This is a genomic window from Estrella lausannensis, from assembly GCF_900000175.1.
Classification (GTDB): Bacteria; Chlamydiota; Chlamydiia; order Chlamydiales; family Criblamydiaceae; genus Estrella; species Estrella lausannensis.
The window spans coordinates 145355-169730 of record NZ_CWGJ01000006.1; the positions used below are offsets into that span (position 1 = coordinate 145355).

The window sequence follows — 24376 nt, forward strand, 5'->3', positions numbered from 1 at the left end:
ACTCGGGCTTTGCCTATAATGGCACTCGATTTGATCAAGAGAGTTTGCGATTTAAAAACAAAACAGCGCGTCGCAAATAATTCAAATTCATAGATTTTATGTTGTTGTCCCTGTTGATCAATGGGGCGAAATTGCGTTGTGCAGAAGAAGAGAAAGAATGGCAGATCCCGAATTTGGTGAAGAGTTAGAAGAGGTCCTGATTGCTGAGAGCGAGGCAGGCGAGAGGCTCGATAAAATCCTTGCGGGGAGATTCAAGGATGTGAAGTCGCGCACCTATTTTCAATATCTCTTTCAGGAAGGAAAGGTTTCTGTTAACGGTCTGCCCGTGAAAAAACAGTACCGGCCGCGAACCGGCGACTTAGTTGAAGTTCAATTCATCCTCACGCCGGAACTTAATCTCGCCGCTGAGAACATTCCCCTACGCATTCTCTATGAAGATGAAAGCCTGATTGCCATCGACAAGCCGCCCGGCATGGTCGTTCATCCCGCGCCGGGAAATTGGTCGGGAACAGTCGTGAATGCGCTTCTTTTTCATTGTACCAGGCTGAAAGAGGAGTTTCAGCAAGAACACATTCGCCCGGGCATCGTCCACCGCCTGGATAAAGAGACTTCCGGCGTGCTGCTTGCTGCCAAGAGCCATTCGATGCACGGCAAGTTGGTAGATCTATTCTCGAGCCGTCAGGTCTACAAGGAGTATCTTGCCGTCTGCCTTGGCAATCCGGGCCGGGGGATCATCGATAAACCGATAGGTCGCGATCCATATCACCGTAAGCAGATGAAGGTGTTGGACGAGGGCGGAAAGAGGGCCGTTACCGAGTTTGAAACGTTGGCAACCGACGGACAGGTCAGCCTAGTTAAAATCATTCTCAAAACGGGGCGCACCCATCAAATCCGGGTTCACATGCAGTCGAAAAACGCACCCGTCTTGGGAGATAGTCTCTATGGCAGTATCGCCGTGAATAAAAAATGGAAGGCTGAGAGGCAGCTTCTGCACGCTTACCGCCTCTCCTTTCTCCACCCCATGACGAAAAAGCCCATCACGTTTCAGGCCCCGCTTCCGCCGGATTTATCCTTTTTTGCGGAAAAATTGAAGCTGAGTGACGATCCAAGGCTGCGTGCCTGCTAACGATCCGACCGGTTTTGATTATATTTTTTTTGCGATGGAGGGACGAGAGTCGATGGTAAGTGCCAAATGAATCGAAAATAGGCCTTATCAGCAAATCTCTTGGCAAATCGAAAGCTTTTCGTAAATCTGTTTTCAACATCAGCGAATATTTCGGAGGTATCGGTGAGAGCGCTTGTGCAACGAGTAAAGAGAGCGGATGTAGTTGTGGATGGAGAGACAGTCGGCCAGATAGGGCATGGACTTTTGATCTATCTGGGCATCCATAAAGACGATGATATGGCAAAGGTGCGCTATCTGGCCCCTAAAGTTGCCAAGTTGCGTCTTTTTCAAGACGATGCGGGTAAGATGAACCGCAGCTTGATTGACACAGGAGGCGAAGCGCTTGTCATCTCTCAGTTCACTCTCTATGGCGACTGCTCAAGCGGTCTGCGTCCCGATTTTTTTTCTGCCATGCCCGCTAAGGAGGCGGTGCTGCTCTATGAGAGTTTTGTCTCTGAACTGAAACGCGAAATCAAAAGGGTTGAGACGGGCAGGTTTCAGGCGTATATGCAAGTCTCATCCGTCAATGACGGACCTGTAACTCTCATGGTAGAGGCTCCCTGAAATAGCCTGAGCAATCTTATAGACTGCTATACCGAAAGTCTCTTGGAAATTAGACTTGGCGCTCTCTTTGCCAAACCTAAGTTCTGAGAAATGGAGTGGGTTCGATCCCCATGTGAATCTTACCCCCGATTCGGTAGGGGGCTCTGATTCCAAAAATGAATCCACTTACGGGTTTGTGATCCAAAAAACCGGCAGAGCCTGAATTTTTTATCCCGAGATGTGTTCCAAAACCAAATTGTGAGTTACTTTCGGTATATATCCCGGATACAGTCTATTTGGACAGGTTCATCAATTAATTCCCGAGAAAGTGTTTGTTAAAATTTAATATATAGCAATTTGTTATTTATTTAATTTTAGTTGCTTGAGTTGATTCAAATAATGTATTTAGCTTTTTACGTTAATATTTTATTTGGATATTTTTGGGGGTTCGGATAAGATTAAAGTTGTATGGGGTAGTCAATGCGTGAGGTTTTCTACCATTAAAATTCCATTCGTGATAGGAACGAGTCATTACGATATAACAGTGCGACTGCAGAGCCGCTAAAACTCAACAGAGGATCGAACTATGAAAGAATTCGTAGCTTACATCGTAAAAAACCTGGTCGATCATCCTGACAAGGTAAAAATCAACGAAATCGGTGGTACTCAGACGCTCATTATTGAGCTGTGTGTCGAAAAATCGGATATAGGAAAAATTATCGGAAAGAAGGGTAAGACCATCAACGCAATCCGTACACTCCTCATGTCCGTCGCGAGCCGCAATGGCATTCGTGTCAACCTGGAGATCTTGGAAGAAGAGGAAGCTGCTCAGCGCAATCAGGCTTAACAGAGAGTGTAAGATAATCGGACTGAGTAGGATTCGAACCTACGACCACCCGCTTAGAAGGCGGGTGCTCTATCCACTGAGCTATCAGTCCGTAAAGGCTACAGATAGTAGCCTTTTTCTTGCATAATAGCAAGAACAAATTCTCGCTCCACTTCTTTCACTAGACTTCTCTTCTTCCCCCTCTACATAGAAATTCTCGCAAAACTTGGCATGTGGGCTTTGAGAAAGCCTCGGGATTGAGAGATTAAAAGTCGCCTCATGTTTCTAACATTAGGTGGCTTGTAATCTTTTAATCGTGGGGAGCTTTCCTAAAGCCTAAATCCAAATTTTGAGACACTTTCGGTATTGAAGTTTCTCTCTTCAGTTTCTATTAATTTGTTTATAGGATATTATTGTGCAATGGTTTATGATTAACTCCGCTTTGCAGGAAAGTGATCCTTTTCCATAAAATCGATTCCTGGTTTGGAGCTGTAGCCGGTAGAAAGCCGTTCCTTGTTCCTCCGATAACCTTCTTCCGAAAATGGAAATGCGGTTATGATCACTGAAAAGAAAATCTGCCCTATTTTTTTTGAGCATGCGAATGGAGTTAAAAAATGCATACTGTCCAAGTAGGAAAAATTACAATCGGGGCTGACGCCCCTCTCTCTTTCATGATAGGTCCTTGCGTGATCGAAAGCGAGGAACACTCTATCATGAGCTGCGGTAAAATTGTCGAGATAACCGAAAAATTAAATGTCCCGTTCATTTTCAAATCCAGCTTTGATAAAGCCAACCGCTCTTCCATTCACTCTTTCCGTGGTCCGGGACTTCAGGAAGGGTTGAGGATTTTAAAAAAAGTAAAAGAGACCTTTAATGTGCCGGTTGTCACCGATATCCATTTACCGGAGCAGGCAGCGCCTGCGGCGGAAGTGTGCGATATCTTGCAAATACCGGCATTCTTGAGTCGTCAGACGGACCTTCTCGAAGCTGCGGGCAGAACAGGTCGTGTCGTCAGCGTTAAGAAGGGCCAGTTCATGTCGCCCTGGGAAATGGGAAATGTCGTTGAGAAGCTGATCGAAAGCGGTTGCAAGGGCATTATTTTGGTAGACAGGGGAGCTACCTTCGGATATCAGAATCTGGTGAGCGATATGCGGGCGATTGCCATCATGCACAAATTTGGCTGGCCGGTCTGTTTCGATGCCACTCATTCGGTGCAACTACCGGGCGGAGAAGGTAAAACAAGCGGCGGGCAAAGAGAATTTATCCCTCTCTTGGCAAGAGCTGCCGTGGCGAGTGGTGCTGACTGCGTGTTTCTCGAAGCGCATCCCAATCCGAAAGAAGCGTTAAGTGATGCCTCCTCACAGCTACCATTGGAGGAGCTCTCGGAGTTGCTTGAGCGGCTTTTGATGATCCGTAAGGCAATAACGGCTAAAATTTAAAGCGAGGGCATTTCACAGTGATTCACATGAGGAGAAAAAGGAGCGCGTTAGCATTTTTTTCCCTAGCGTGGATCATCCTCTCCTCATTTCTGTTTGTCAAGATGCTCCCTGGAGCATCGCAAAGGCAGGAGTGGGAGGGGGTCATGGATATGCGTTCGCAGAAAGGCTTAAAGACCCATCAAAAAGCTGTTGTAAAAAGAAGCAACGGACGAAAGGAGATCTACTTGGCGCAAGAAGATGGGACAAGAAGGCGCCTTTCCGAGATTCGCTACGGTAATTCGACACTTCTTTTTGACGCCTTCCATTCGAAAAAGAGTATTAAAGAGAAGCTGGAAGACGTTCAGTTGATTGATGAAGTGCGCGAGGGCAGCCTCGAGAGAAATCCATCGATCAGCATCTTGGACGCCAAGAGCGCCGTATTGGACTTCGATACAGGGGAGCTTCAGGCGCTGGATGTCACTTTCAGACAGCTTGATATACGAGAAGACGGAACATGGGAAAATCCCACACTGGTCGGAAAGGCCAAAAAGGCCCGCGGGAATTTTTTGCAGGCACAGGCCGGCTTTGAGGCCGAGGACTTTGAGGGAACTTTTCGAAAAGCTAGACAGGAGATTCCGTGAGGCTTTTCAAGAGAATCCCTTTTCTTTCGTTAATTCTGATCTCGTTCATCTTTGTTGTGGCCGCAGAAGAGTCAACGTCCGATCAAGGGCTGTTTGAGCTCTCCTCAGCAAAATGCTCCGTTTCAAAGGACTCCTTAGCGCTGGAAGGAGATGTGTTGTTGAAGACACCGTTTGGAGAGATTCGGGCGAAGAGAGCCAATGCGCGGGGCACAAAAGGAGCGATACGAGAGGACGGTTTGCTTGAATTGGAGGGAGGGGTCGTCGCGCGATCTCTGGAAGGAGATCGGGAAGTGCGCTGCGATGCCGCATCGTTTTCATGCAAGACAGGAGAAGGAAGTTGCCGAGGGGAGGGAAACCCCGTCTTTTTCAGGCAGCGTGGGTCCTCAAACGAAGAACTGACGATGACATGCCAATCGCTGACCTTTCTGCTCGATCGGGAGAAGGGCGGTAGCGCAAGTTCCGGCCTCAGCCTGATTCGTGGCGAAGGAGGAGTGGTTATCCGAAGGGGCGATGGAGTGGAGGCTAAAGGTGAAACGATCCAAACCACGCCGGATGAAGGTGATGGAAGAGGGCGGACCATACATCTTCACTCCTTGAGCAAGCCTTGCCAGATCACGATCGCAGAAGCTCTTTTTCTTGAAGCAAGCCGCATTGTGTATTCGGAGAACGATGGGGTTCTTAGGCTCTATGAACCAAAAGGGGAAGTCAAACTCCCGGGCATCAGTCTGCACTTAATCTCCGACTTTCTCACATGGTATCCAGACCAAAAAAAGCTGATTCTTGAAGGAAAAACAAAAGTGTCTTCCGGAGGAATGGTTTGGATTGTGGAAGGAAGGCTTACAGCCGAACTGAATGCATCGGCACTCACTCCACCTCTAAAAGTCGAGACAGGCCTCCAAAGCATTAAACCCGATATTATCCCCTTCAAACATGCGTTTGGCAATATCGGGAGCGGTCGCCTGCAGGTGACTGCGCAGGGAAAAATGGTTCTCACAGGGATTGAACGTGGAATGACGGTCGACTGTATCGGCACTGCAGTTTACAATTCAGAAAAAGGCCGTCTGGTGATCGAGAGAGAGGGGGCGGGCAATAAGGTGCACCTGTTGGATAAGTACGGGGAGATATTTTCTGATCGGACTGTTGTGGTCTTCGGTAAAAGGAATTTGACTTCCCGCGTAGAGCGGATCGAACTGTTTGGCGGGGTGGGCATCGTCAACAGGATATACGGATCAGGGACGGGGGAGGCCGCTCAGTTTCTTTTGGCAGATGAGGCCGTAATAGAACCTTTGACGGATTCGCTAAGCTTGAAGGCCAAGAGAGGAAAGCGTGTGCTAATCATGGACAGAGTAAACCGCCTTCAAGCCAGTGCTGAATCTCTTCAGGTTAGAAGAGGAACGGACAAGCAGCCCTTCTCCATTAAAGGTGGGGGAGATGTCAGGTTCTCTTTCAAAGAAGAGGAGCTCTCGGAGCTGAAAAATCGATTTAAATTGGAGCGGAGCATAAGTGACAAAGACTGACCCCAAAGAGGAGTCCCCTCTGCAACTCGAGGTTAAGGATCTGGTTAAAAGCTACAATGGCAGGCGCGTTGTGGATGGTCTCTCCTTTTATGTCAGGAGAGGAGAAGTGGTCGGGCTTCTTGGCCCCAATGGTGCCGGTAAGACGACCGCCTTTTACATGACGATCGGCCTGATCAAACCCGAGCAGGGGCGTGTCTTCTTTGAAGGGGAAGACATCACTAAGCTGCCGATTCATGAAAGGGCTAAGCGCGGCATGGGTTATCTGGCCCAGGAACCCTCTGTTTTCAGGAACCTGACAGTGGAAGATAATATCCTAAGCATTTTGGAAAACCTCCCTCTAACAAGGGCTGAGAGGATGGCTAAGTTGAAGGAGCATCTAGAAGATCTTCATCTCGAGAAGCTTGCCAAAAAGCGCGCTGTCCAACTTTCCGGAGGGGAAAGGCGAAGGCTTGAGATCACTCGTGCCCTCGTAACAGAGCCAAAATTTCTTTTGCTAGATGAACCTTTTGCCAATATCGATCCGATTTCGGTCGCGGAGGTAAAGCAGCTGATCAAGATGCTTTCGAAAAAGGGGATTAGCGTGCTGATTACAGACCACAACGCCCGAGAAATCTTCTCGGCCGTGGATCGCAGTTATATAGTCAGAGACGGGAAGGTGCTCATGTCAGGGAATGTAGACGAGCTCCTTAATTCGAAAGAAGCTCGTGAACATTATCTGGGTACAGATTTTTCAATCTGATCCTTAGAATCGCGACTGTTGTTCTTTTTCGGTAAAGAAGAACGGAATTTCAATTTCGGCGTTTTCCTTTGAGTCGGAACCGTGCACCGCGTTTTGCGAGATGGATTTGGCAAAATCGGAACGGATAGTACCTTTAGTAGCTTTGGATGGATCGGTTGCGCCCATGATTTCCCTGTTTAGAAGAACTGCATTATCGCCTTCCAAGACGATTGCGACGACGGGACCTGAGCTCATGAAGGTAACAAGGTCGGCAAAGAAGGGCTTGCCCTTGTGGACGGCATAGAAATCCGAAGCGCCTTTCTCATCGAGCTTAACCATTTTGAGGGCAGCAATTCTTAAGCCTTCGCTTTCAAAACGGGAGATGATCTCTCCAATGTGATTGGCCGATACAGCATCAGGCTTGATAATCGAAAGAGTTCTCTCCTTGCCTTTCCATTCCTCTTTTTTCTTGTCGCAGGATGCGAAAAAGAGGGTAAAGGCCGCAAGCATACCAAGGCATATAAACATTTTCTTGAACATGGATCACCTTTGCTTAATTGTATAAAATGAGCCTGTCTTCAATAACGAAGACAGGCGCTTACCGGAAAGTGGTTCCGTTATCTTGTTCTGGGGCAGACTTCGCCGTTTTTAAAGAAATATTCAATCTCGATTTTAGCGTTTTCGGCGCTGTCGGAGCCGTGTACGGCGTTCTCGTCGATTGTCTGTGCAAAATCAGCGCGGATAGTGCCTGGTTTGGCGTCTTTAGGATTGGTCGCTCCCATGATGTCGCGATTTTTAAGGACGGCTCCTTCCCCTTCGAGAACCATGACTAGAACAGGACCTGTCGTCATGAAGCTCACCAAGTCATTGAAGAAAGGTCTGCCTTTGTGCACAGCGTAGAAGCCTTCTGCGCCCTCTTTGCTTAAGTGCAGCATTTTTGCGGCGACGATATGCAGGCCGTTTTTTTCGAAACGGTGAATGATCTCGCCGATGTGGTTTTTGCCTACTGCATCCGGTTTAATGATGGAAAGGGTTCTCTCGTTTGCCATAATCTAACTCCTCTTATGATTTTCCTGCTTTTTGTGTCCAAATCCGATGAATTTAAGACCAACCGCAAGCAGTTTATATGGATGCGAAAATGATAGCCGACTAAAGAAATAAAATGCATCCATTTACAACCTCTCTCAAAGAAGCATGCAGACCTCGCTGCCGGGTCTGATTCTGGCACCCGGATATTCATGCCGGAAGCGTCTTAAAATTGGGTTTCCGACAAAAATCAATGCTTCCGTGATGGCGAACGTAAGCGACCTGTTATTAGAAAGATATGATAAATTGCACTCTTTTAGTCTTGAGGGTTTTTCCAAGGACATAATTCCCAATATGGAAACACTTTCGACATGATTTCGAGACTGCTGTTCCATGCGAAGTTCGTCTCGTCCAAATAGATGAAATTAAGGAGTTTGATGAGGGATGGGTGTTGGCTTAGGTAAAATGGGCGGGGTAGGCTCGCTCCATTGGCGCAATGGAGGGATACAAGATATTTCAATCATGCAGAGCGAGTGTCATGCATCAATTCATGACACTCACTATGTGCTGCCTTAGACTTCTTCAGTAGGCATCATCAGGTTATCGAGCGAAAACTTCTTAGACATTGTCTTCACGAGCATCCTTTTCTTCTCAGCGTGGTAGGCTTTGATCGCTTCAGGATCGGCGCCGGCCTTCGCGCTGGAAGATTCCTTGATCTCCTTGATGCTTTCGGTTTTGCTCTCCTCACCCTTCAGCTTGGCAAGCTCCTTCTCTTTGGACACGTAGAGGGACTGAGCCTTTTTCAGCTCCTCGACCGCTTTTTCAAACTCGCTATCGAGCTCATTTTGCTTTTTGGCAATTGCCACAAGAGATTTTTCTGCTGCTTCTAGATCGCCCAAGAACTTGCCGATGGTTGCCGTCTCGTCGCCGATCTGCATAGTGGTTTGAAGGATCTGAGAATATTTATTCTCCGCATCACTCAGCTCGTTTTGCTTTTCGGCAAGGACCGAAGCATCTTGGTTCAGTTTGATTTTAGCCTCTTTCAGGCGTGTTTCAAACAGATCGATATCCACTTCGAGGACGTTACCGTTGACTTTAGTTTTGACCAATGCGGCGCCAGAAGATTTTGAGGTGGCAAGGTCTTTTTCCCGTCTTTCGATAATTTGCTGAAGTTGCTTGAGCTGCTGATCTGCTTTGGCAAACTCTTCTTGTCTGGCTCTAAGCGCCGTTTTCAGAGTGACAAATTGTTTAGGAGCTTTCTGCATTCCATTTTTGATCAGGTTCTTACGCTTCTCGTTCAGCTTTCTTTGCTCCTGATTGGTAATTCTGCTCTGCTTAATTGAGGCATGTTTTTCCGTTGCATTTTCATAAGCGGTCTTTTTTTCGAGCACAACTTTCGAAAGAGCTGTGATCTTTTCTTCTTTGCTCATGACTTTCGATCCCGCCAAACCTCCTGGAGGGGGTGGAGGGCCTTTAAAGTTGCCTGGAGGGGGTGGAGGGCCTTTAAAGTTTCCTGGAGGAGGTGGAGGGCCTTTCATCATGTGCGGCGGAAGCGGTATTGTAGAGGGCTGCTGGGATGGTGAATCTTGTGCAGGCGCCACTTCGGCTTTTGTATTGCTTTGTTCTTCAGTGCCACTCTCTGTCTTACCCGCTTTCGTTTCTAAAATGACTGTCGAGTCAAGTTCTATATCGTCATCTGCTAAATCAGAGGCGATCTCAGACGAGTCGGATAGTTCCTGCGAGGAGGAGAGGGGCGAGGATGTCGGGCTTGAACTGGTGTGTGGTGACGACAGGGGGGAAGGAGATGTTGTGAAGGAGCTTAATGTGAATTGACTGACGGATCCAGAGCCTTTTTTGGCAGTGGCAGCGTTGGTATGAATCTGTTCACTGAGCTTAACGAGCGCCGCTTCTTGGGCGAAGAGCCGCTTCTCTTTCATTTCCTTGATCATCCGGGGTAAAGTGGCTTCTTTTACTTTTGCGATCAGTCCTAGCAGCTCTTTGGATTTTTCATCATCAGGCTTTTCACGGAGAGTTAATTCAGTTTCGGCCAAGAGTTTTTTCATGCCGCCGAAGACGTAGTCTTTATCGGAGGTGAAGCCAAACATATAGCGCCATGGAGAGACAAAGACAACTTTAAGAGCCAATACGAACCAATTGGAGTAGGTTTGTTTTTCAAATGTCCCCTTTTTGTGATTGTAAAACAGATAACCCTGATCGTCATCGGTCAGAATTTTAAGATTGTGGATCTGTCTGTCTATTAACTCGTTAGATAGGGAACTCGACCCTGTGCTTCGTAAAGATGCATCCGTGCTCATCTCTTTACTCCTTTTTTAAATTAAACATTAATTATAGGTTTTTATTGTTAAAGTATTGTTAAGATAGTTTTTATGTTTGAATAAATTTAGTTTTGGGGATTGCACGTGGTACGCGATTTTGATGGTTCCGCATCGGTGAGGGGAGCGGGAACTGTGAGTCTTCAAGGAGGTCTTTTGTTGTATTGAATTTTGCCTCTTCTGTATCCTGTTGGTTTCGAAAAGAGGAGCTCAGGAAGTGATATGAAAGTACCACTAGGCTGGTTAAAGGAATTTGCACAAATCGAGATGGATCCGCAGGAAATTGCCAAGTGGCTGACTTTAGCCGGGCTTGAAGTGGAGGCTATCGAGAGTTTTTCGCTGGGATTTCAAGATGTTGTCATAGCGGAGGTCGTTGAGGCCGAAAAACATCCAAACGCCGATAAATTGACGTTGGCCCAAGTATTTGATGGGCAGGACTCCTATGCAGTGGTATGCGGGGCTCCCAATTGCAGGAAAGGTTTGCGCACAGCGTTTGCCAAACCAGGGGCGACGCTGATCGACGACCAGGGTAAGTCGTTTAAGATAAAAAAGACTAAGATTCGAGGCGTTGAATCGTCAGGGATGCTGCTGTCCGCCAAGGAACTGGGAATTGGCGAGAATCACGATGGTATTTTGGAATTAGACAACTGCGGACATCTCGGCGCAAGTCTGGCTGAACTGCTCAAAGAGATTGTTCTTGAAGTGTCCCTGACACCTAATCTAGGCCATTGCGCGAGCATCCAGGGGCTTGCCCGTGAGCTGCATGCGAAAGCAGGGGTTGCGCTGATCGAAAGGCCCCTATGCACGGTTCAAAATCGTGGCGAGCCCATCGAGCAGTCTGTTAAAATCAAGGTAGGAGATATTCAAGGTTGCCCTCGTTATGCTTGCCGCCTGATTCGGGATGTGACGATCGGCCCCTCTCCTAAATGGCTTCAAAACAGGCTGGAGGCAGCCGGAATTCGCCCGGTCAACAATATAGTCGATGCGACCAATTACACTCTGATCGAGCTGGGACATCCACTGCATGCCTTTGATTTTGATAAAATTCAGGGAGGCGAAGTTCATGTCCGCAAGGCAAGAGAGCATGAGACGTTAGTTACGTTGGATGGCAAGGAGAGGATACTGCACCCCGAAGACCTGCTGATTGCCGATCAGGAGAGGCCGCTGGCCATTGCCGGAGTGATGGGAGGAGAAGATTCCGAAGTTAAGGATCACACCAAGAACATCCTCCTCGAATCTGCATATTTCGATTCCGTATACGTCAGAAAAACGAGTAAACGGCAGGGGCTTATCACGGAAGCTTCCCGCCGATTCGAAAGGGGAACGGATCCCAATTTAGTTATCAAAGCGTTGGACCGATGTACTGCTTTGATCGAGGAGCTCTCGGGCGGTGTTTCCGCGACAGGTGCAATCGATGTAAAAAATGGCGACTTCAAAGAAAAGAGCATGACGCTCAGGCTTTCAAGAACTGGCAAGATGCTCGGCAAATCGATTTCTCAAGACGAAGTGGAATCCATTTTCAAGCGCCTGGGGTTTGACATCTCTTTTGACGGCGAAGATCTCTTCAATATCACTGTGCCTACCTATCGCAATGATATCAAAGGCGAGATCGACCTGATCGAAGAGGTAGCCAGAATCTATGGATATGACCATTTCAAAACGGGAACCATTCGTTTTCAACCGTCAGACAGTGAGAGCAACGGTCTATTCCTTTTTGAGCGTGAAATTAGGGCTCGCCTTGTTGCGGAGGGGTTGCAGGAGTATCTGACATGTGATTTGATCGGCCCTAAAATTCTGGACATCGTCTATGGTTCTGATCTGCCTGACGAGCCTTTTGTCAAGGTTTTAAATCCTACGTCGATAGAACAGTCGATCCTGAGGACGACCCTTCTTCCGGGAATGTTGCAGGCGGCCAAGTTCAACAGCGACAGACAATGTGCCAATTTAGCCTCATTTGAGATTGGAAGAATCCACTACAAAGAGGGAAATCAATACATTGAGGAAGTCAATATCGCCATCATGCTTTCGGGACTCTCAAGGCCTTGGCACTTTGACCGCAAACCTTCACCAGTCGATTACTTCGATTTAAAAGGGATAGTAGAAAATCTACTTAAATCATTGGAAATCACTAACCAGCGTTATAAAAACCTGGAGATTAAAACCTACCATGATGGACGGCAGGCGTCGATATTTGCAGGGGATGTCCCCATTGGAGTGATGGGAGAGATTCATCCGGCCATTTTAAGAAGGCTCGATGTACCGAACAGGATTCTCTTCGCAGAAATCTCTTTAAAAGAGCTTTTCAGGTTGAAATCTAAGATGACAGAGATGAAGCCTCTCAATCTTTATCCTGCCTCAGAAAGAGATTGGACGCTCACGCTTCCCATTTCGGTCACTCACGAAGTCGTCAGGGAGTTGATCGGCAAGATGGCATCACCGCTCCTTGAGCAGGTGCATTTGATCGATCTCTGGCAGAGTCCGAAGCTAGGGGAGGGAATGAAGAACCTGACCTACCGATTTGTCTACCGGGATGTCGCCAAGACCATATCTCAGGAAGTTGTCGATCAAGAACACGCGCGCATAACCGATGGGGTACGCAGCCTGATCACGTCGGCCGCCAAAGGACGCCTATAAATTGCTAATAGAAACGAAATGAACCCAAAAAATGAATTTTGAGTTCATTTCGGTATCCGATGAAGAACATCGAGAACCGCACGAGGGGAGAAAGAAATATGAAGGGCAAAAGAGTAACGATGGCTTTGCTTTTAGGCTCGCTGGCACTCACCGGCTGCCATAAGGGCAGAGGAGAGGAGAGGCGTGTTGTCGTCGAGGAAAAATATGTTCATAAGTACGGTATGGAGCTGAAGCCGGCCGAGTGGCAGACTAGAGGTAAAAGCGGCCAGGTTATTGCCACGCTGGACAATGGCGTTGTGGTCACGAAACAATACATGGGCGGCATGCTGGAAGGGGAAACGACCTACACATACCCCCACAGCAGCATTGTCGAACACGTCGACACCTTTGAACAGGGTGCGCTGGTAAAGACTGTCTATAACGATACTGCCGGGCATCCGAAGCAGGAAGTGTGCTACCGTGATGCCGATATGAGGGTAGTCACAGGGTTTTACGATTCCCTTGCTCCAAGATGCAAAGAGGTTTTTCGCGGCGAGTACCTCATGACTGGCGAGTATTACACACACGACAGCAAAATTGAGTCGAAAATTGACAGCGGATCAGGAGTTAAGATTCTTCGGGATGAAACCGGTCAACTTAGAGGGGAAGCCCTTTTCGATTCAGGTAAAATCGTAAGAGAGACTCTGAACTATCCCAACGGAAATCCTCATGAGGTTATCCCCTACAAGAACGACAAAGTGGACGGTGTTAAAAAAACCTATACTCAAGGCGGAGAACCGCTCACGATCGAAGAGTGGGTAGGCGGTTATCAGAGTGGGATTACTACGGTGTTCAAGAACGGTGAAAAATATGCCGAGATCCCCTACGTCAAAGGGCGCAAGGAAGGTGTTGAGATCAGATATCGTGACGGAACGGCGATAGCTGAGGAGATTACCTGGGAAAAAGATAAGATGCATGGGCCTTACAATACCTATCTCGGTTCTAGCAAAAAGACGGAGTGGTACGTATTGGGGCAGCGTGTGTCCAAGGCCACTTTTGAGCAGCAGAGAAATTAATCCATTCAATGACCGGATGCGATTCACCGCGTCCGGTCTGTTTCTTTTACCGATCTCCTTTGGGCAAAGTTTCTTTAAACAGGGCATCCAACTTCTCTAGAGCCGCTTCGTCTGTCATATCCCAAGATTCATACGTACAAGTAAATCCTTTCTCAGGCGCCTCTGAGCCGAAGATTTTAATGCCTACCGGCTTGAAATGCTGATCAAAGAGCGCGACGGCGCTTGGCTCCTCGCTTGCTCCTTCGTAAAACATCTTTTGCACCGCTACCAGGGGGCCGCCGGGATAGTGTATATGGCACTCGGTGCATAAGCCGTGCGCGAAAATATAGCGCTCTTCGGCTATTGTCCGGTCATCCTGATCACGAATCAGGGAAGCTGGATGATGGTCCACCAATTCCGCATCGATTTTTTGCCAGGAGCTTTCCATCTTTGAGACACAGAGTCGAAAATCAAAGAGATGCGAATCGTAGATGATTCCCTGAAATTTTCCATCCTTATACAGTTCAACGGAATGACGCTTTCCGTACGGGTCTCGGACAATTTTATAACGGCTGGTCGTGTCTAGTTGTTGTCCGGGAGGATTTTCCCTTCCCTGCGGCTTTCCTTTGATCCATACATAATCGCGATAAAACATAAGGGTAACTCCGTAATGACATGGTAGTAGAATCAGCGTTTTTCAACCGTAATTTTCAGGATGAACCGGGGAGCGCACGCTCTGTTGACACTTTTTACCATGAAACCGAAAGAATGGCATTAACTTTGCATATAAAGAAGAGGATGCGTCAATAGGAAGAGGTTAGATCATGGAAGATAAAGAGCTGGCAGCTTTGACAAGAAAAATGAATAGGCTGGAGCATAAGAAAAAGAAACTCCTCACCGAGATCCTGTTTATGGATCGTCTCTTCAGGATGATTGGTTTTCCAAACGGGATCGAATCGCTTAAGGACTCTGCCAAAAATTCAAAATCGTAAGTTGTACCCCCCATTAACGACTGGCACGAGTGGCCACTTTCCTCAATGCCTCCTTCCGGAGGCTTTTTTTTTACCTGCTAAGAACTTACCGCCCCCGGAAAAAAGGTCTCTAGTACGAGCGATATGAGCATTATTTCCTTCGCCTTGGAGAAAAGTCGGAATATTTTGCTTCCGCCCCCTAAACCGTATCTGCAGCGGAATGGTGGTATTTGTTTAGTAAAATAAAATTTTAAGTATATTAATTCGTCAATTTACACAATAAATATTTCTCCTTTATTTAGTGTTAATGAAATCCGTGAATACTTAAGGGTATTCAAAAAAAAGCAAATTTTGGCAACGAAAGGGCATTGGCACTGATGTTGCTACTTAGCTAATAGATCAGATCCCATGCGGGCAAGGAGGTATTCCGATGAACAAGGTAGAACTGTTAAAAAAAATCGCGCAGCTTGAGTCGATCAACGACCATCTCCAGACAGAGATCAACTATGTGGATCAGCTGATGCGAATGGCAGGATTTCAAGGCGGCATCGAGACGGTTAAGCTGGCAGCCATGGAAATTGTAAAACAAGCGCAATCAGAGGGATAGTCCTCTTACAGAGTTTTCATAATAATAATACCCCTAATACATAATATATCCTACAAGGACGGCTATATCATGGATGATATAGCCGGTCCTAATCCTGCCGATGACGCCCCGCAGTCTCTCAAAGTTTGGGCTTCTGGCTTTAAAACAGCCCCCCATGATTGCAAGTGAAAAAAGGTCAATTTCGATTCACTTTTAGTGTCTTACAAATTCAGAAGATAAATCTCACAATTTCAGCTTATAGACAGTCTCTAAGCCTGTCGGTAGCTTACCTGCCGCGCGGGTGAGTTTCAAAGCATCAGCTCACAAGGGCGAGATGTCCGCTGAATATTTACATCCAAGGCGGAATCTGCTGCAAAACTCTTTCTTGCTCTGCAAAAATCGGGGGCAGTATAATCCCTTCTTTTTCAGAGGAACAGAGTGGTAGTGCATGGATAAACTGAAAGTGTGGAAAGAGGAGCTCCCGTTTGATGAAAGGCTCAAGCTCTGGGATGCGAGAGCTGAGTCTGCGAAAGAGGAGTTACCTCTCAAAGAGCTTAAGTCCCTTCCCAAAATGGTGGGTATCACCGAGGAGACAAGACGGTTCCTCAGGCTTAAGAGCCTGTGGTGGATGATACGCAAAGATGAGGGCGCTTCCATCTTCTTAAGCTTTATGCGCCGTCCCTTCTACCATTTATCGCGTCTGATCCGTTCGTATTTTGGCCGGTTTCCGATGAAAGAAGAGGGCGATTTTTTTCTTTATGGGGTTTCTTCGGTCAACGCGTTCAAAGATCTTCTCAAGGAAAAAAACACGGTGCTGGTGGCAGGATTTTCCTATTGCCACAAACCTTTAGAGTGCCCTTCGGGCCGCTTTACTGACCGGTGCATCCGTGATCCTGCCAATCTGGTATGCCGGCAATGCTTTATCGGGAAGGCGATGAACCAACTGCCAAAAGGGTACACAGTACCTGTGATCATCCCCACCGTCCATCATATTGGCCGGAAAGTATTTGAAGCCATTCGGGATAATCCTGGTAAAGAGGTGATTTTTCTGATCACGGCCTGCGAGATGACATTGCGCATGTTCCACGACTATGGAAATATGGCGGGGATCAAGGGTGCAGGTGTGCGGCTTAGGGGTAGGATCTGTAATACCATGCGTGCGTTTGAGCTCTCGGAAGAAGGAATCAAACCGGGTCTTACTGTTGTTACAGAAGATACGCAAGATCAGATGATGGTCTTTATCCATGAACGCCAAAAGGCCGAAAGCACTTTTTAAGGGCTGCTTTGAATTAAGTGAAGGGCTCATGCGGCTTCTGGAAGCGAGGTCCCTGTAACCTCTATGAGATAGTCTTCGATATTCTTTTGCGTCAAAACCCTCAGGGTTTTGACGCGTCACTGACAGATTACTAACGCTCTTTGCGGTCAAGATTCATAGGGACAGTCCCCGCAGCAGACTTTTTACCCTTTTGCTCTGGATCTTTGATATCCTTGACATATCCAAAATAGTGATAGTACTTTTTGAAGGGCTTATGGGGATCCTGATGATGATAGGGCCTGATCTTTTCTGAGCTCTTGCACACCTCAGAGCAGCATCCTACGCGCATTTCCAGGCATTGCGGGCAAGACAGAAAGAGGCGATTGCACTCCATGTTGGCGCAGTTGTAGTAGTGCTCGCTCGTCGTTTCGCAGAACATGCACTTTCCTGTTTTTTCAGTTTCTCCTTCTGCAATAGGGACTGTCATCCTGTCGTCGAAAACAAAGAGTTTTCCCTTCCAGTGGTCACCGCCTTCTTTAATCCCATAATCGATGACCCCCCCTTCCAGTTGATATACCTCTTCAAAGCCCTTTTCTTTCAGGAGAACCGAATAGAATTCGCAGCGGATGCCGCCCGTGCAATACATCATGACCGGAGGCTTTTCATCAGGGTAGCGGTCGGCCAGTTTCTCGGTATAGGCGGTGAACTCTTTGAATGTTTCGCACTCGGGGTTTTCTGCTCCCTCAAAGTGGCCAACATCGTATTCATAGCTATTGCGGACATCGATCAAAAGGGATTTTTTCTCGTTCTCCAACATCTCTTTCCATGCAGACGGGCTAAGGTGGGTGCCTCGCTTGTCGAAATCCACTTCTCGGCCGAGGGCAACCAGCTCTTTTCGTTTTTTGACCTGCTGCCGGGGAAATACGTGCTCGTGCCAGTAGTGAACTTTGAAAGGCATATCCTTGAACAGGGTTCTCTTTTGCATCCATTCCATATAGGCGATCGCATCATCGCGGTAGGCTGACATCTGTCCATTGATTCCACCCTGGGAAACATAGAGACGGCAGGTGATGCTCCGTTCTGCAATAAAGGCTTTTTGAGTTTCCACCTCGAGATCAGGGTCTTCAATGGAGGTTAAGTGGTAGAAGGCAAGCACATAGTAGTCGTGGGGAGTGTTGCTTGTCTTTGGCGCGTTATGTTTTACTTGAATCATCGGAATGCTAAAATTTATGTTAATAAAGGCTAAATTGTAGTGAATAAAATCTTAAATTTCAAGGAACCGAATCTGTTTACAGGCTCTTGTACCGAAAGCCTGGCAAAATTTGGCACAGAGGGCTTTCATGTCGTCGGATGCCAAATATTGAGACACTTTCGTTACAGCCCTACCCGGCAGTTACGCATCTTGGGTGGAGTTAGGGGGACGTGACGAGGAGGATGTCTTGAAACGGGAGATTACATGGTGGGTGTCCGCAAATTCCCCGATCGGATCCAGGCACCCTCTTCGAGAGAAAAATACCCTAGCTTAAAAGGGTGCGGTTTGGGATAATTTAGCATATAACGAGGAACCCGCGTAGGAATTCTTAAAAAGGATTGCCCCGTGAGCGCTGATCGCTTGGGCATTCATGGCGCCATCTTTTCAAATGATGTTGAAAACGGCGCAGCCACACTTTCAGCAATTCCACTTCAGTTTCATCAATCGCATGCGGCAGAAAGAGTGCCGCAAAGAGGAAGGAGTAAGACATACAATGGCAAATCAAATCAAACACCTCGACGATTCCAATTTCGAATCCGTTATTCAAAATGGTGTGACTCTTGTCGACTTTTATGCAGACTGGTGCGGCCCCTGCAGGATGATAGCACCCATCATCGAAGATTTAGCGAACGAGATGTCCGATAAGATTACAGTAGCAAAACTGGATATCGAATCTGCACAAAACACAACGGCCAAGTTTAACGTGACTTCCATCCCGACAATCATACTGTTCAAAGGGGGAGAAGAGGTTAACCGTGTTGTTGGCGTGAGAGATAAAGACGCGTTCATCGAGATGATCAGCGAGGCTCTGTAGAGCGTCCCCATTAAGATAAGAAAAAAACCCGGGCTTTCCCGGGTTTTTTTTAGTTTAAATTAATGCTTTCGAAAAAAGCCTCATCGATAAGCTCGGCAGTCTCTTTGTTGATGAACTGAGACGCTTCGATCATTTCGGAAACGAGGTAAACGCGATCTTCGATCGTGATAAAATCGGCGACAAATACCGTCCTTTTCCCTGTTTCACTTACCTGCTCGATAATAGTCCTCTGCCTGTTTGGGCTTCTCTTTTCGTCTAGAATTACTTTCCCTTCCGCTCTCGGATTCTTTTTCTTCATGCTCTCCTGGACGTTTGCCAGGTAATTTTGCTTGAACGCAGAGAGGCCATCGACCAAAAATCCCTGGTAGGCAAATTGGTATGAGATGAATTGCTCTTGATAGGGTTCTTGGGAATGGTAGATTTGTTTACCCTCTTCCGTGTTGAGGTATTTCAGTGCGTGTTCCTTGGGGAAGAGAATGGAGATTTCATGGGTGCCATGGTTGAATCCCATGCGCAGGCCGCCTTCCTGAATCGCTTCCTTTCTTTCGGTTGTTTCGTGAGAGAGTGTGGAGCTAGCCGCAGTGTTGGCAAATAGGGTACCGGCAACAAGCGCGGTTGAAAGGAATAGATTAATCATTGGAAACCACCTTTTTAAATAAATATTATATAACCTTGATGGTTAATTGTAAATAAATATTTGTTTGTGATTTTGTAAAGATTTCTCTGAAATCGTCCTATGACGGCGAGAAGCGAAACCCTTGTTGACGGGCAGCTTCGTAGACAGCAATTCCGACAGAGGTTGCCAGGTTAAGGCATCTTTTACCTTCCATCATGGGGATTTTTGCAAACCGGTCAGGCCACTTTTCAAAGAGATTACCAGGCAGGCCTTTGCTTTCGCTGCCAAAGATGAAAATGTGGTCTTGGGAATAGTTGAACTCGGTATAAATCTTATCCGCTTTACTTGAAAAGAAGGTGAAGGGCTTTTGAGCCTCCATAAGATACCTTTCAAGATCATCAATACGGCTGAGGGAGACCTCCTCCATATAGTCCATGCCTGCCCGCTTAAGCCAGCGGTCTGTCAGGGAAAAGCCGATCGGTTCAACTAACACCAGGCGGCAGCCGGAGACGCTGCAGGTTCTGATGATGTTGCCGGTGTTTTGGGGAATTTCGGGCTGAAAAAGGATAACTTCCATGCTAGAGCTTGTTTTATACCGAATAAATGGGAAAGGCGCCCTTATGGGCGCCTTGAGGGAGACTTAAGGCCGGATTACTTAATCTTCATCCTTGTCGTCGTCATCTTTGTCGCTACCCTCATCGTCATCCTTATCGTTGCCCTCGTCGCCTTCGTGGGATGCTTTCTCACCTGATTTTTCTTCATCATCAGATGCCATCGACTGTAAGTTTAGGTCGGATGAATTAGCTTTCACTACTTCAATCTCAAAAATGAGAAGGGCGTTTGGAGGCAGGTTACCCATTGTTCCGTAGCCGAGGTCCGGGTGAATGAAGAGTTTTCTTTTCTCTCCTTCTTTCATTCCGAGTAAGCCTTTGCTAAATCCTGGGATGGTCTGGTCTAGGGGGATCGTGATTGGACCACCGACTTCTTCCGACGAGCCGAATACGGTGCCGTCCTGGTATTTACCGCTGTAATGGATCAGCGGTGTGGAGTGAGGCTTCACCTCTTCTCCGGAGCCCGGTTTTATAATTTGATACTGCAGTTTGCCCGGCTCTATTTCGACGACGCCCGGCTCTTTTGCGTTTTTCTCAAGAAACTCCTTGGCGGCGGTCAGGTTTTGCTCGGATAAAGCCGCAAACGCTTTCTCCTGCAGTTTGGCCATTGCCATTTCATACTCTTGGTCGTTCATGGGCGCAGGCTGTCCTGCAGCGCCATTCTTAAGTCCTTTGATCACGGCGTCAATATCAAATGTGACTCCAGGGGATTTCAAGTTGCGGCCGATGAAATGGCCGAAAGCTTCAGACAGGAGGGAGATGTTGATATCGTCCGCTTCCGGCTTCTCTGCTAGATTCTTGGCTTGTTCTTCCGCGAGCAGCGTTTGAGGGGCAGGGCTCATGGCTCCCACTGCCGTGTGGCTCCCACTGCCGTGATGCAGGATGTCATGATCAGCATTGCTTGGCTTTTAAGCTTTGACATGGCTTCTACTTACTCCTTATCTGTCGATGAGTTAAATGATGATACGTTAAGGAATGGAGGGTAATTTGTCTAGCATTTCGTGAGGAGGCGATCCTGGGAGAGGGATCAAGGGGAAATCATGACTTTTAGAGTGGATAACCAATTGTAGAGGCTGTTTGATGGTCCGAGTTTTGCCCTCGCCTCTTCAAACAGCCGTCTATCCAGACTTAGGCTTACTCCGCGATTTGGATCCCTAAATCGTTAAGCTGGCGTATCTCTACTGTGGATGGGCACTCCAGCATAAGATCTTGCGCTTTCTGTGTTTTCGGGAAAGCGATGACATCGCGGATATTTGTTGTGTTGCAAAGAAGCATCATGATCCTGTCGAGTCCAAACGCGAGACCGAGGTGAGGAGGCGTTCCATACTCGAGCGCTTCCAAGAAGAAGCCAAACCTGCTCTCTTGCTCTTCTTCGGTGATGTTTAGCAATTTGAAAATTGCTTTTTGCACTTCCATGGAGTGTATTCGCTGGGATCCGCCGCCGATCTCGTATCCGTTCAGGATCATATCGTAGGCGTTAGATCTTACTTTCAAAGGCTCTGTCTTCAGAAGGGGGATGTCGTCTGGGTGGGGCGCGGTAAAGGGGTGGTGCACTGCAGACAGACGGTTTTCTTCTGCATCCCACTCAAATAAAGGAAAGTCTGTCACCCAAAGGAATTCATTTCGCTCTTTGTCGATGAGGCCCAGATCTTCTCCCAACTTTCTTCGTAGGTGATCCAATGAAAGGTTTACCCTTCCCGGTTCTCCTGCTGCCATGAAGATCAGGTCTCCCTCTTCAGCCTCCATTTTACCGGCTAGGCTGGACAGAACCTCATCAGGGAAAAACTTTGCAATGCTCGACTGCAGTTTGCCGTCTTGCATCTTCATCCAGGCAAGCCCTTTGAGTCCGAGACGCTGCACGAAGGCTATATAGTCGTCTATTTCTTTACGGCTCAGCTTAGAGCCCGCTTTCACAGTCAGGCCTTTGACGACACCGAGGTTTCTGATCTCGTCTAGGAACACAGTGAAGGAAGAGGCTGAGACGATATCGCTCAGTGAAACAAGCGGCATGCCGAAGCGGAGGTCGGGCCTGTCGGTTCCGTATTTTTCCAAGGCCTCTTGGTAACTCATGCGACGGAAAGGTGTTTCCACTTTGACTCCCGCATGGGCTTCGAAGATTTTCTTCATCAGATTTTCCATCAGAGTCATCAACCCTTCTGGGGTCTCAAAACTCATTTCCAAGTCGATCTGGGTAAATTCCGGTTGTCTGTCCGCTCTTAAATCCTCGTCTCTGAAGCACTGGGCAATTTGAAAATAGCGGTCCATCCCTGAAATCATGAACAGCTGCTTGAAAAGTTGCGGCGACTGCGGAAGGGCATAAAATTGTCCCGGATAGATTCTTGATGGCACCAGGTAGTCCCTGGCTCCTTCGGGAGTTGACTTGGCGAGAATCGGTGTCTGGATTTCGAGAAATTTATTTTCCGCAAGGAAGGCACGCACGGTTTGCATGCATTCGCTTCTTTTGATCAGATTGGAAGCAATCTTACCTCGTCGTATATCAAGATAGCGCCATTTGAGTCTGATGTCTTCATGTGTTTCGACATCTTCATCGGAGATGGAAAATGGCGGGGTTTTAGCTTGTGATAGGATGTGCATTTCGTTGATATGCACTTCGATACCACCTGTAGACAACTTAGGGTTGTTCATGCCCTCTTTTCTTTTAAGCACATTGCCTGTCACTGTAATGACCCATTCGGATCTGAGGCGATGGGCGTCGGGAATCGTTTCAGGATTTAAAACCAGTTGCGTCAGTCCAAATCTGTCCCTTAGGTCAACGAAGATCAAACCGCCGTGGTCTCTTCTGCGGTGTACCCACCCTGAAAGCCTGACAGTTTCTCGATCGTTTGCTTCTGTTAATTCACCGCATGTGTGGGTTCTTCTGTAATCCATCGGGGCTAAACCTTATTTTTACTGGGATGGTTTGTCAAAAATTTCCTGCATCTTCTCAAGCGCAATTTTCAAATTGGAAGAGGCTTCATTGGTGCAGGTTATGGATTGGTTCATTTTTTTTAGGAAAAACTCCTTCTCGACATCACTTTGAAAAGGAGAGTTTAAGTTAGCCCAGAGCCTTTCATAGCTAGCGGACTCCTTTTGCAGGAGCAGGATACGTAGGGCGGATTCAAAGTTAACCTCAAATTGCTCTCCTGTCTCCATTTCCTTTAAGCGAAACTTTTGCGTCTCGAGTTCCGTTTCTCCTAAGACCGCGACGTACTTGGAGCCGTTTTTTTCAGCTCGGGACATCGCCTTACCCACCTTCTTCAGGCCCATTTCCATCTCAGCACTGATTCCCTTTTCACGGAGCAGGTGAAGGAATTTGAACGAGAGCAGCTCCGCCGCCTCACCCATTGGAATCAAGGTAAGTAAAGGAGCCGGTCTTTCCACGGGGAAAGTGCTCTGCTTGAGCATAGTCTGGATTATCCTTTCCATTCCTGTTCCAAAACCGCATGAAGGAAGGTCGGGACCGCCTAAGGATTTGATCAGACCGTCATAACGGCCTCCGCCGGCTATGCTGTTTTGAGCTCCCAGACTGTTGGTGACGATTTCAAAAACTGTATAATTGTAATAGTCAAGCCCTCTTACAAGTCGGGGTGCAATGGTGAAGGGGATGGAAAGCTCCGTCAAAAGCGACTTGAGTTTTTCGAAGTGCATTGAGGCTTCGTCTGAGAGGAACTCAAGGATCGAGGGAGCGTTCTCGATGATGGGCTGATCCTCCTCCGCTTTTGAATCGAGAACCCTCAGAGGGTTGACTGTGAGCCTCTCCTTGCTGTCATTTGATAGTTTTTCACGGTGGCTCTCAAGGTATTTGATCAACACCTCTTTATATCTCTTTCGTGACTCCGGGTCTCCAAGAGAATTGAGTTTCACCGAAAGGTCTTGCAGTCCAAGGCGGCGATAGAGAGTGTAGATCATGTCGATCAATTCGGCATCCTGATAGGGGGATTTGATGCCGATTGCCTCGACCCCGAACTGGTGGTGCTGTCGGTACCTCCCCGCCTGCGCCCTTTCATAGCGGAACATAGGCTGGATGTAAAAAAGCTTTTGCACCGGGTTCTTTAAGTCCAGACGATTTTCGATGAGCGCCCTCATAGCCGGTGCTGTCCCTTCAGGCCTTAACGTCAGCGATCTGTCTCCCTTATCCTGGAAGGTGTACATTTCCTTGCTAACGATGTCGGTTCCTTCGCCAACGCCTCTTAGAAAGAGTTCGGTTTTTTCAAAAATCGGTGTCCGAATTTCCTGGTAGCCCCACTCGGCCGCCGTTTCGCGTATTGTAGCTTCTACAAAATTCCAGAGATAGGAAGAGCGCCAGAGTTCGTTTTCGTCCAAGGGAATGATGTCAAAGACGCCGGGGGGAAGTGAAATGTTCATGATCAACCTAATTTTTGACGGTAATATGTTACTTTAAAAGGGGATATGAGT

At 47.5% G+C, this 24376-nt stretch carries 23 protein-coding genes and 1 tRNA gene; 13 read left to right on the plus strand and 11 right to left on the minus strand.

Annotated elements, in window-relative coordinates:
- Positions 1-157 precede the first annotated feature (157 nt).
- From ELAC_RS02265 to ELAC_RS02275, 3 genes are all read left to right on the plus strand, one after another.
- Positions 158-1126, plus strand: coding sequence for an RluA family pseudouridine synthase (locus ELAC_RS02265; protein WP_098037656.1), 969 nt, complete (start codon positions 158-160; stop codon positions 1124-1126).
- A gap of 162 nt (positions 1127-1288) precedes the next feature.
- Positions 1289-1729, plus strand: coding sequence for a D-aminoacyl-tRNA deacylase (gene dtd / locus ELAC_RS02270; RefSeq protein ID WP_098037657.1), 441 nt, complete (start codon positions 1289-1291; stop codon positions 1727-1729).
- 565 nt (positions 1730-2294) lie between these two features.
- Positions 2295-2555 carry a KH domain-containing protein gene (locus ELAC_RS02275; protein WP_098037658.1) on the plus strand — a complete coding sequence of 87 codons (261 nt, stop codon included), beginning with the start codon at positions 2295-2297 and terminating at the stop codon, positions 2553-2555.
- A gap of 18 nt (positions 2556-2573) precedes the next feature.
- Here ELAC_RS02275 and ELAC_RS02280 read toward each other — a convergent pair.
- Positions 2574-2646: transfer RNA gene (locus tag ELAC_RS02280), tRNA-Arg, on the minus strand.
- 502 nt (positions 2647-3148) lie between these two features.
- On the opposite strand from ELAC_RS02280, the gene kdsA reads away from it, so the two are divergent.
- The 4 genes from kdsA to lptB are packed head-to-tail and all read left to right on the plus strand — an operon-like array spanning position 3149 to position 6849.
- Entirely contained in the window at positions 3149-3973 is an 825-nt protein-coding gene (gene kdsA / locus ELAC_RS02285) for a 3-deoxy-8-phosphooctulonate synthase (RefSeq protein ID WP_098037659.1), read from the plus strand.
- 26 nt (positions 3974-3999) lie between these two features.
- Positions 4000-4593 (plus strand): hypothetical protein, encoded by a 594-nt coding sequence (locus tag ELAC_RS02290; RefSeq protein ID WP_098037660.1) that lies wholly within the window; start codon positions 4000-4002, stop codon positions 4591-4593.
- Positions 4590-6110, plus strand: coding sequence for a hypothetical protein (locus ELAC_RS02295; protein ID WP_098037661.1), 1521 nt, complete (start codon positions 4590-4592; stop codon positions 6108-6110). Before ELAC_RS02290 ends, ELAC_RS02295 begins: the two co-directional genes overlap by 4 nt.
- On the plus strand, positions 6097-6849 hold the full coding sequence (lptB, locus tag ELAC_RS02300) for an LPS export ABC transporter ATP-binding protein (protein ID WP_239414324.1): 753 nt from the start codon (positions 6097-6099) through the stop codon (positions 6847-6849). Before ELAC_RS02295 ends, lptB begins: the two co-directional genes overlap by 14 nt.
- Before the next feature lie 3 nt (positions 6850-6852).
- On the opposite strand, the gene ndk (ELAC_RS02305) is transcribed toward lptB, so the two are convergent.
- The 3 genes from ndk (ELAC_RS02305) to ELAC_RS02320 form a co-directional block, all read right to left on the minus strand.
- Positions 6853-7368, minus strand: a complete 516-nt coding sequence (gene ndk / locus ELAC_RS02305; RefSeq protein WP_239414326.1) for a nucleoside-diphosphate kinase — start codon at positions 7366-7368, stop codon at positions 6853-6855.
- Between the two features lie 77 nt (positions 7369-7445).
- Positions 7446-7877, minus strand: a complete 432-nt coding sequence (ndk, locus tag ELAC_RS02310) for a nucleoside-diphosphate kinase (RefSeq protein ID WP_098037662.1) — start codon at positions 7875-7877, stop codon at positions 7446-7448.
- Between the two features lie 549 nt (positions 7878-8426).
- Positions 8427-10169: a coiled-coil domain-containing protein gene (locus ELAC_RS02320; RefSeq protein ID WP_098037664.1), complete on the minus strand. Its 1743-nt coding sequence runs from the start codon at positions 10167-10169 to the stop codon at positions 8427-8429.
- 240 nt (positions 10170-10409) lie between these two features.
- Between ELAC_RS02320 and pheT the strand changes: the two genes are divergently transcribed.
- Together pheT and ELAC_RS02330 are read left to right on the plus strand one after the other, a co-directional pair.
- A complete protein-coding gene (gene pheT / locus ELAC_RS02325) occupies positions 10410-12821 on the plus strand; it encodes a phenylalanine--tRNA ligase subunit beta (protein ID WP_098037665.1) in 2412 nt (803 codons plus the stop codon).
- Positions 12822-12940: 119 nt separating this feature from the next.
- Positions 12941-13876 carry a toxin-antitoxin system YwqK family antitoxin gene (locus tag ELAC_RS02330; protein WP_098037666.1) on the plus strand — a complete coding sequence of 312 codons (936 nt, stop codon included), beginning with the start codon at positions 12941-12943 and terminating at the stop codon, positions 13874-13876.
- Positions 13877-13922: 46 nt separating this feature from the next.
- On the opposite strand, the gene ELAC_RS02335 is transcribed toward ELAC_RS02330, so the two are convergent.
- The gene (locus ELAC_RS02335) at positions 13923-14510 is read right to left on the minus strand and encodes a hypothetical protein (protein ID WP_098037667.1); all 588 of its coding nucleotides are present in this window, start codon (positions 14508-14510) and stop codon (positions 13923-13925) included.
- Between the two features lie 169 nt (positions 14511-14679).
- Between ELAC_RS02335 and ELAC_RS11705 the strand changes: the two genes are divergently transcribed.
- The 3 genes from ELAC_RS11705 to ELAC_RS02340 all read left to right on the plus strand — a co-directional run bounded on the left by ELAC_RS11705 (position 14680) and on the right by ELAC_RS02340 (position 16688).
- The gene (locus ELAC_RS11705) at positions 14680-14847 is read left to right on the plus strand and encodes a hypothetical protein (protein ID WP_158227782.1); all 168 of its coding nucleotides are present in this window, start codon (positions 14680-14682) and stop codon (positions 14845-14847) included.
- 409 nt (positions 14848-15256) lie between these two features.
- Positions 15257-15433 (plus strand): hypothetical protein, encoded by a 177-nt coding sequence (locus ELAC_RS11810; protein ID WP_204250519.1) that lies wholly within the window; start codon positions 15257-15259, stop codon positions 15431-15433.
- A 427-nt stretch (positions 15434-15860) separates the two neighbouring features.
- Positions 15861-16688 (plus strand): hypothetical protein, encoded by an 828-nt coding sequence (locus ELAC_RS02340; protein WP_098037668.1) that lies wholly within the window; start codon positions 15861-15863, stop codon positions 16686-16688.
- Between the two features lie 130 nt (positions 16689-16818).
- On the opposite strand, the gene trhO is transcribed toward ELAC_RS02340, so the two are convergent.
- Positions 16819-17880, minus strand: a complete 1062-nt coding sequence (gene trhO, locus ELAC_RS02345) for an oxygen-dependent tRNA uridine(34) hydroxylase TrhO (protein WP_098037669.1) — start codon at positions 17878-17880, stop codon at positions 16819-16821.
- 532 nt (positions 17881-18412) lie between these two features.
- Here trhO and trxA point away from each other — a divergent pair.
- A complete protein-coding gene (trxA, locus tag ELAC_RS02350; protein WP_158227783.1) occupies positions 18413-18733 on the plus strand; it encodes a thioredoxin in 321 nt (106 codons plus the stop codon).
- A 49-nt stretch (positions 18734-18782) separates the two neighbouring features.
- Here the strand turns inward: trxA and ELAC_RS02355 are convergent, their stop codons facing one another.
- From ELAC_RS02355 to hisS, 5 genes are all read right to left on the minus strand, one after another.
- The gene (locus tag ELAC_RS02355; RefSeq protein WP_098037670.1) at positions 18783-19370 is read right to left on the minus strand and encodes a hypothetical protein; all 588 of its coding nucleotides are present in this window, start codon (positions 19368-19370) and stop codon (positions 18783-18785) included.
- A 97-nt stretch (positions 19371-19467) separates the two neighbouring features.
- On the minus strand, positions 19468-19926 hold the full coding sequence (locus ELAC_RS02360; RefSeq protein ID WP_098037671.1) for a tRNA (cytidine(34)-2'-O)-methyltransferase: 459 nt from the start codon (positions 19924-19926) through the stop codon (positions 19468-19470).
- A gap of 78 nt (positions 19927-20004) precedes the next feature.
- Positions 20005-20802 carry an FKBP-type peptidyl-prolyl cis-trans isomerase gene (locus ELAC_RS02365; protein WP_098037672.1) on the minus strand — a complete coding sequence of 266 codons (798 nt, stop codon included), beginning with the start codon at positions 20800-20802 and terminating at the stop codon, positions 20005-20007.
- Between the two features lie 292 nt (positions 20803-21094).
- Complete coding sequence (gene aspS, locus ELAC_RS02370) at positions 21095-22849, minus strand: aspartate--tRNA ligase (protein WP_098037673.1); 1755 nt, start codon at positions 22847-22849, stop codon at positions 21095-21097.
- 18 nt (positions 22850-22867) lie between these two features.
- Positions 22868-24325 (minus strand): histidine--tRNA ligase, encoded by a 1458-nt coding sequence (gene hisS, locus ELAC_RS02375; protein ID WP_098037674.1) that lies wholly within the window; start codon positions 24323-24325, stop codon positions 22868-22870.
- Between the last annotated feature and the right edge of the window lie 51 nt (positions 24326-24376).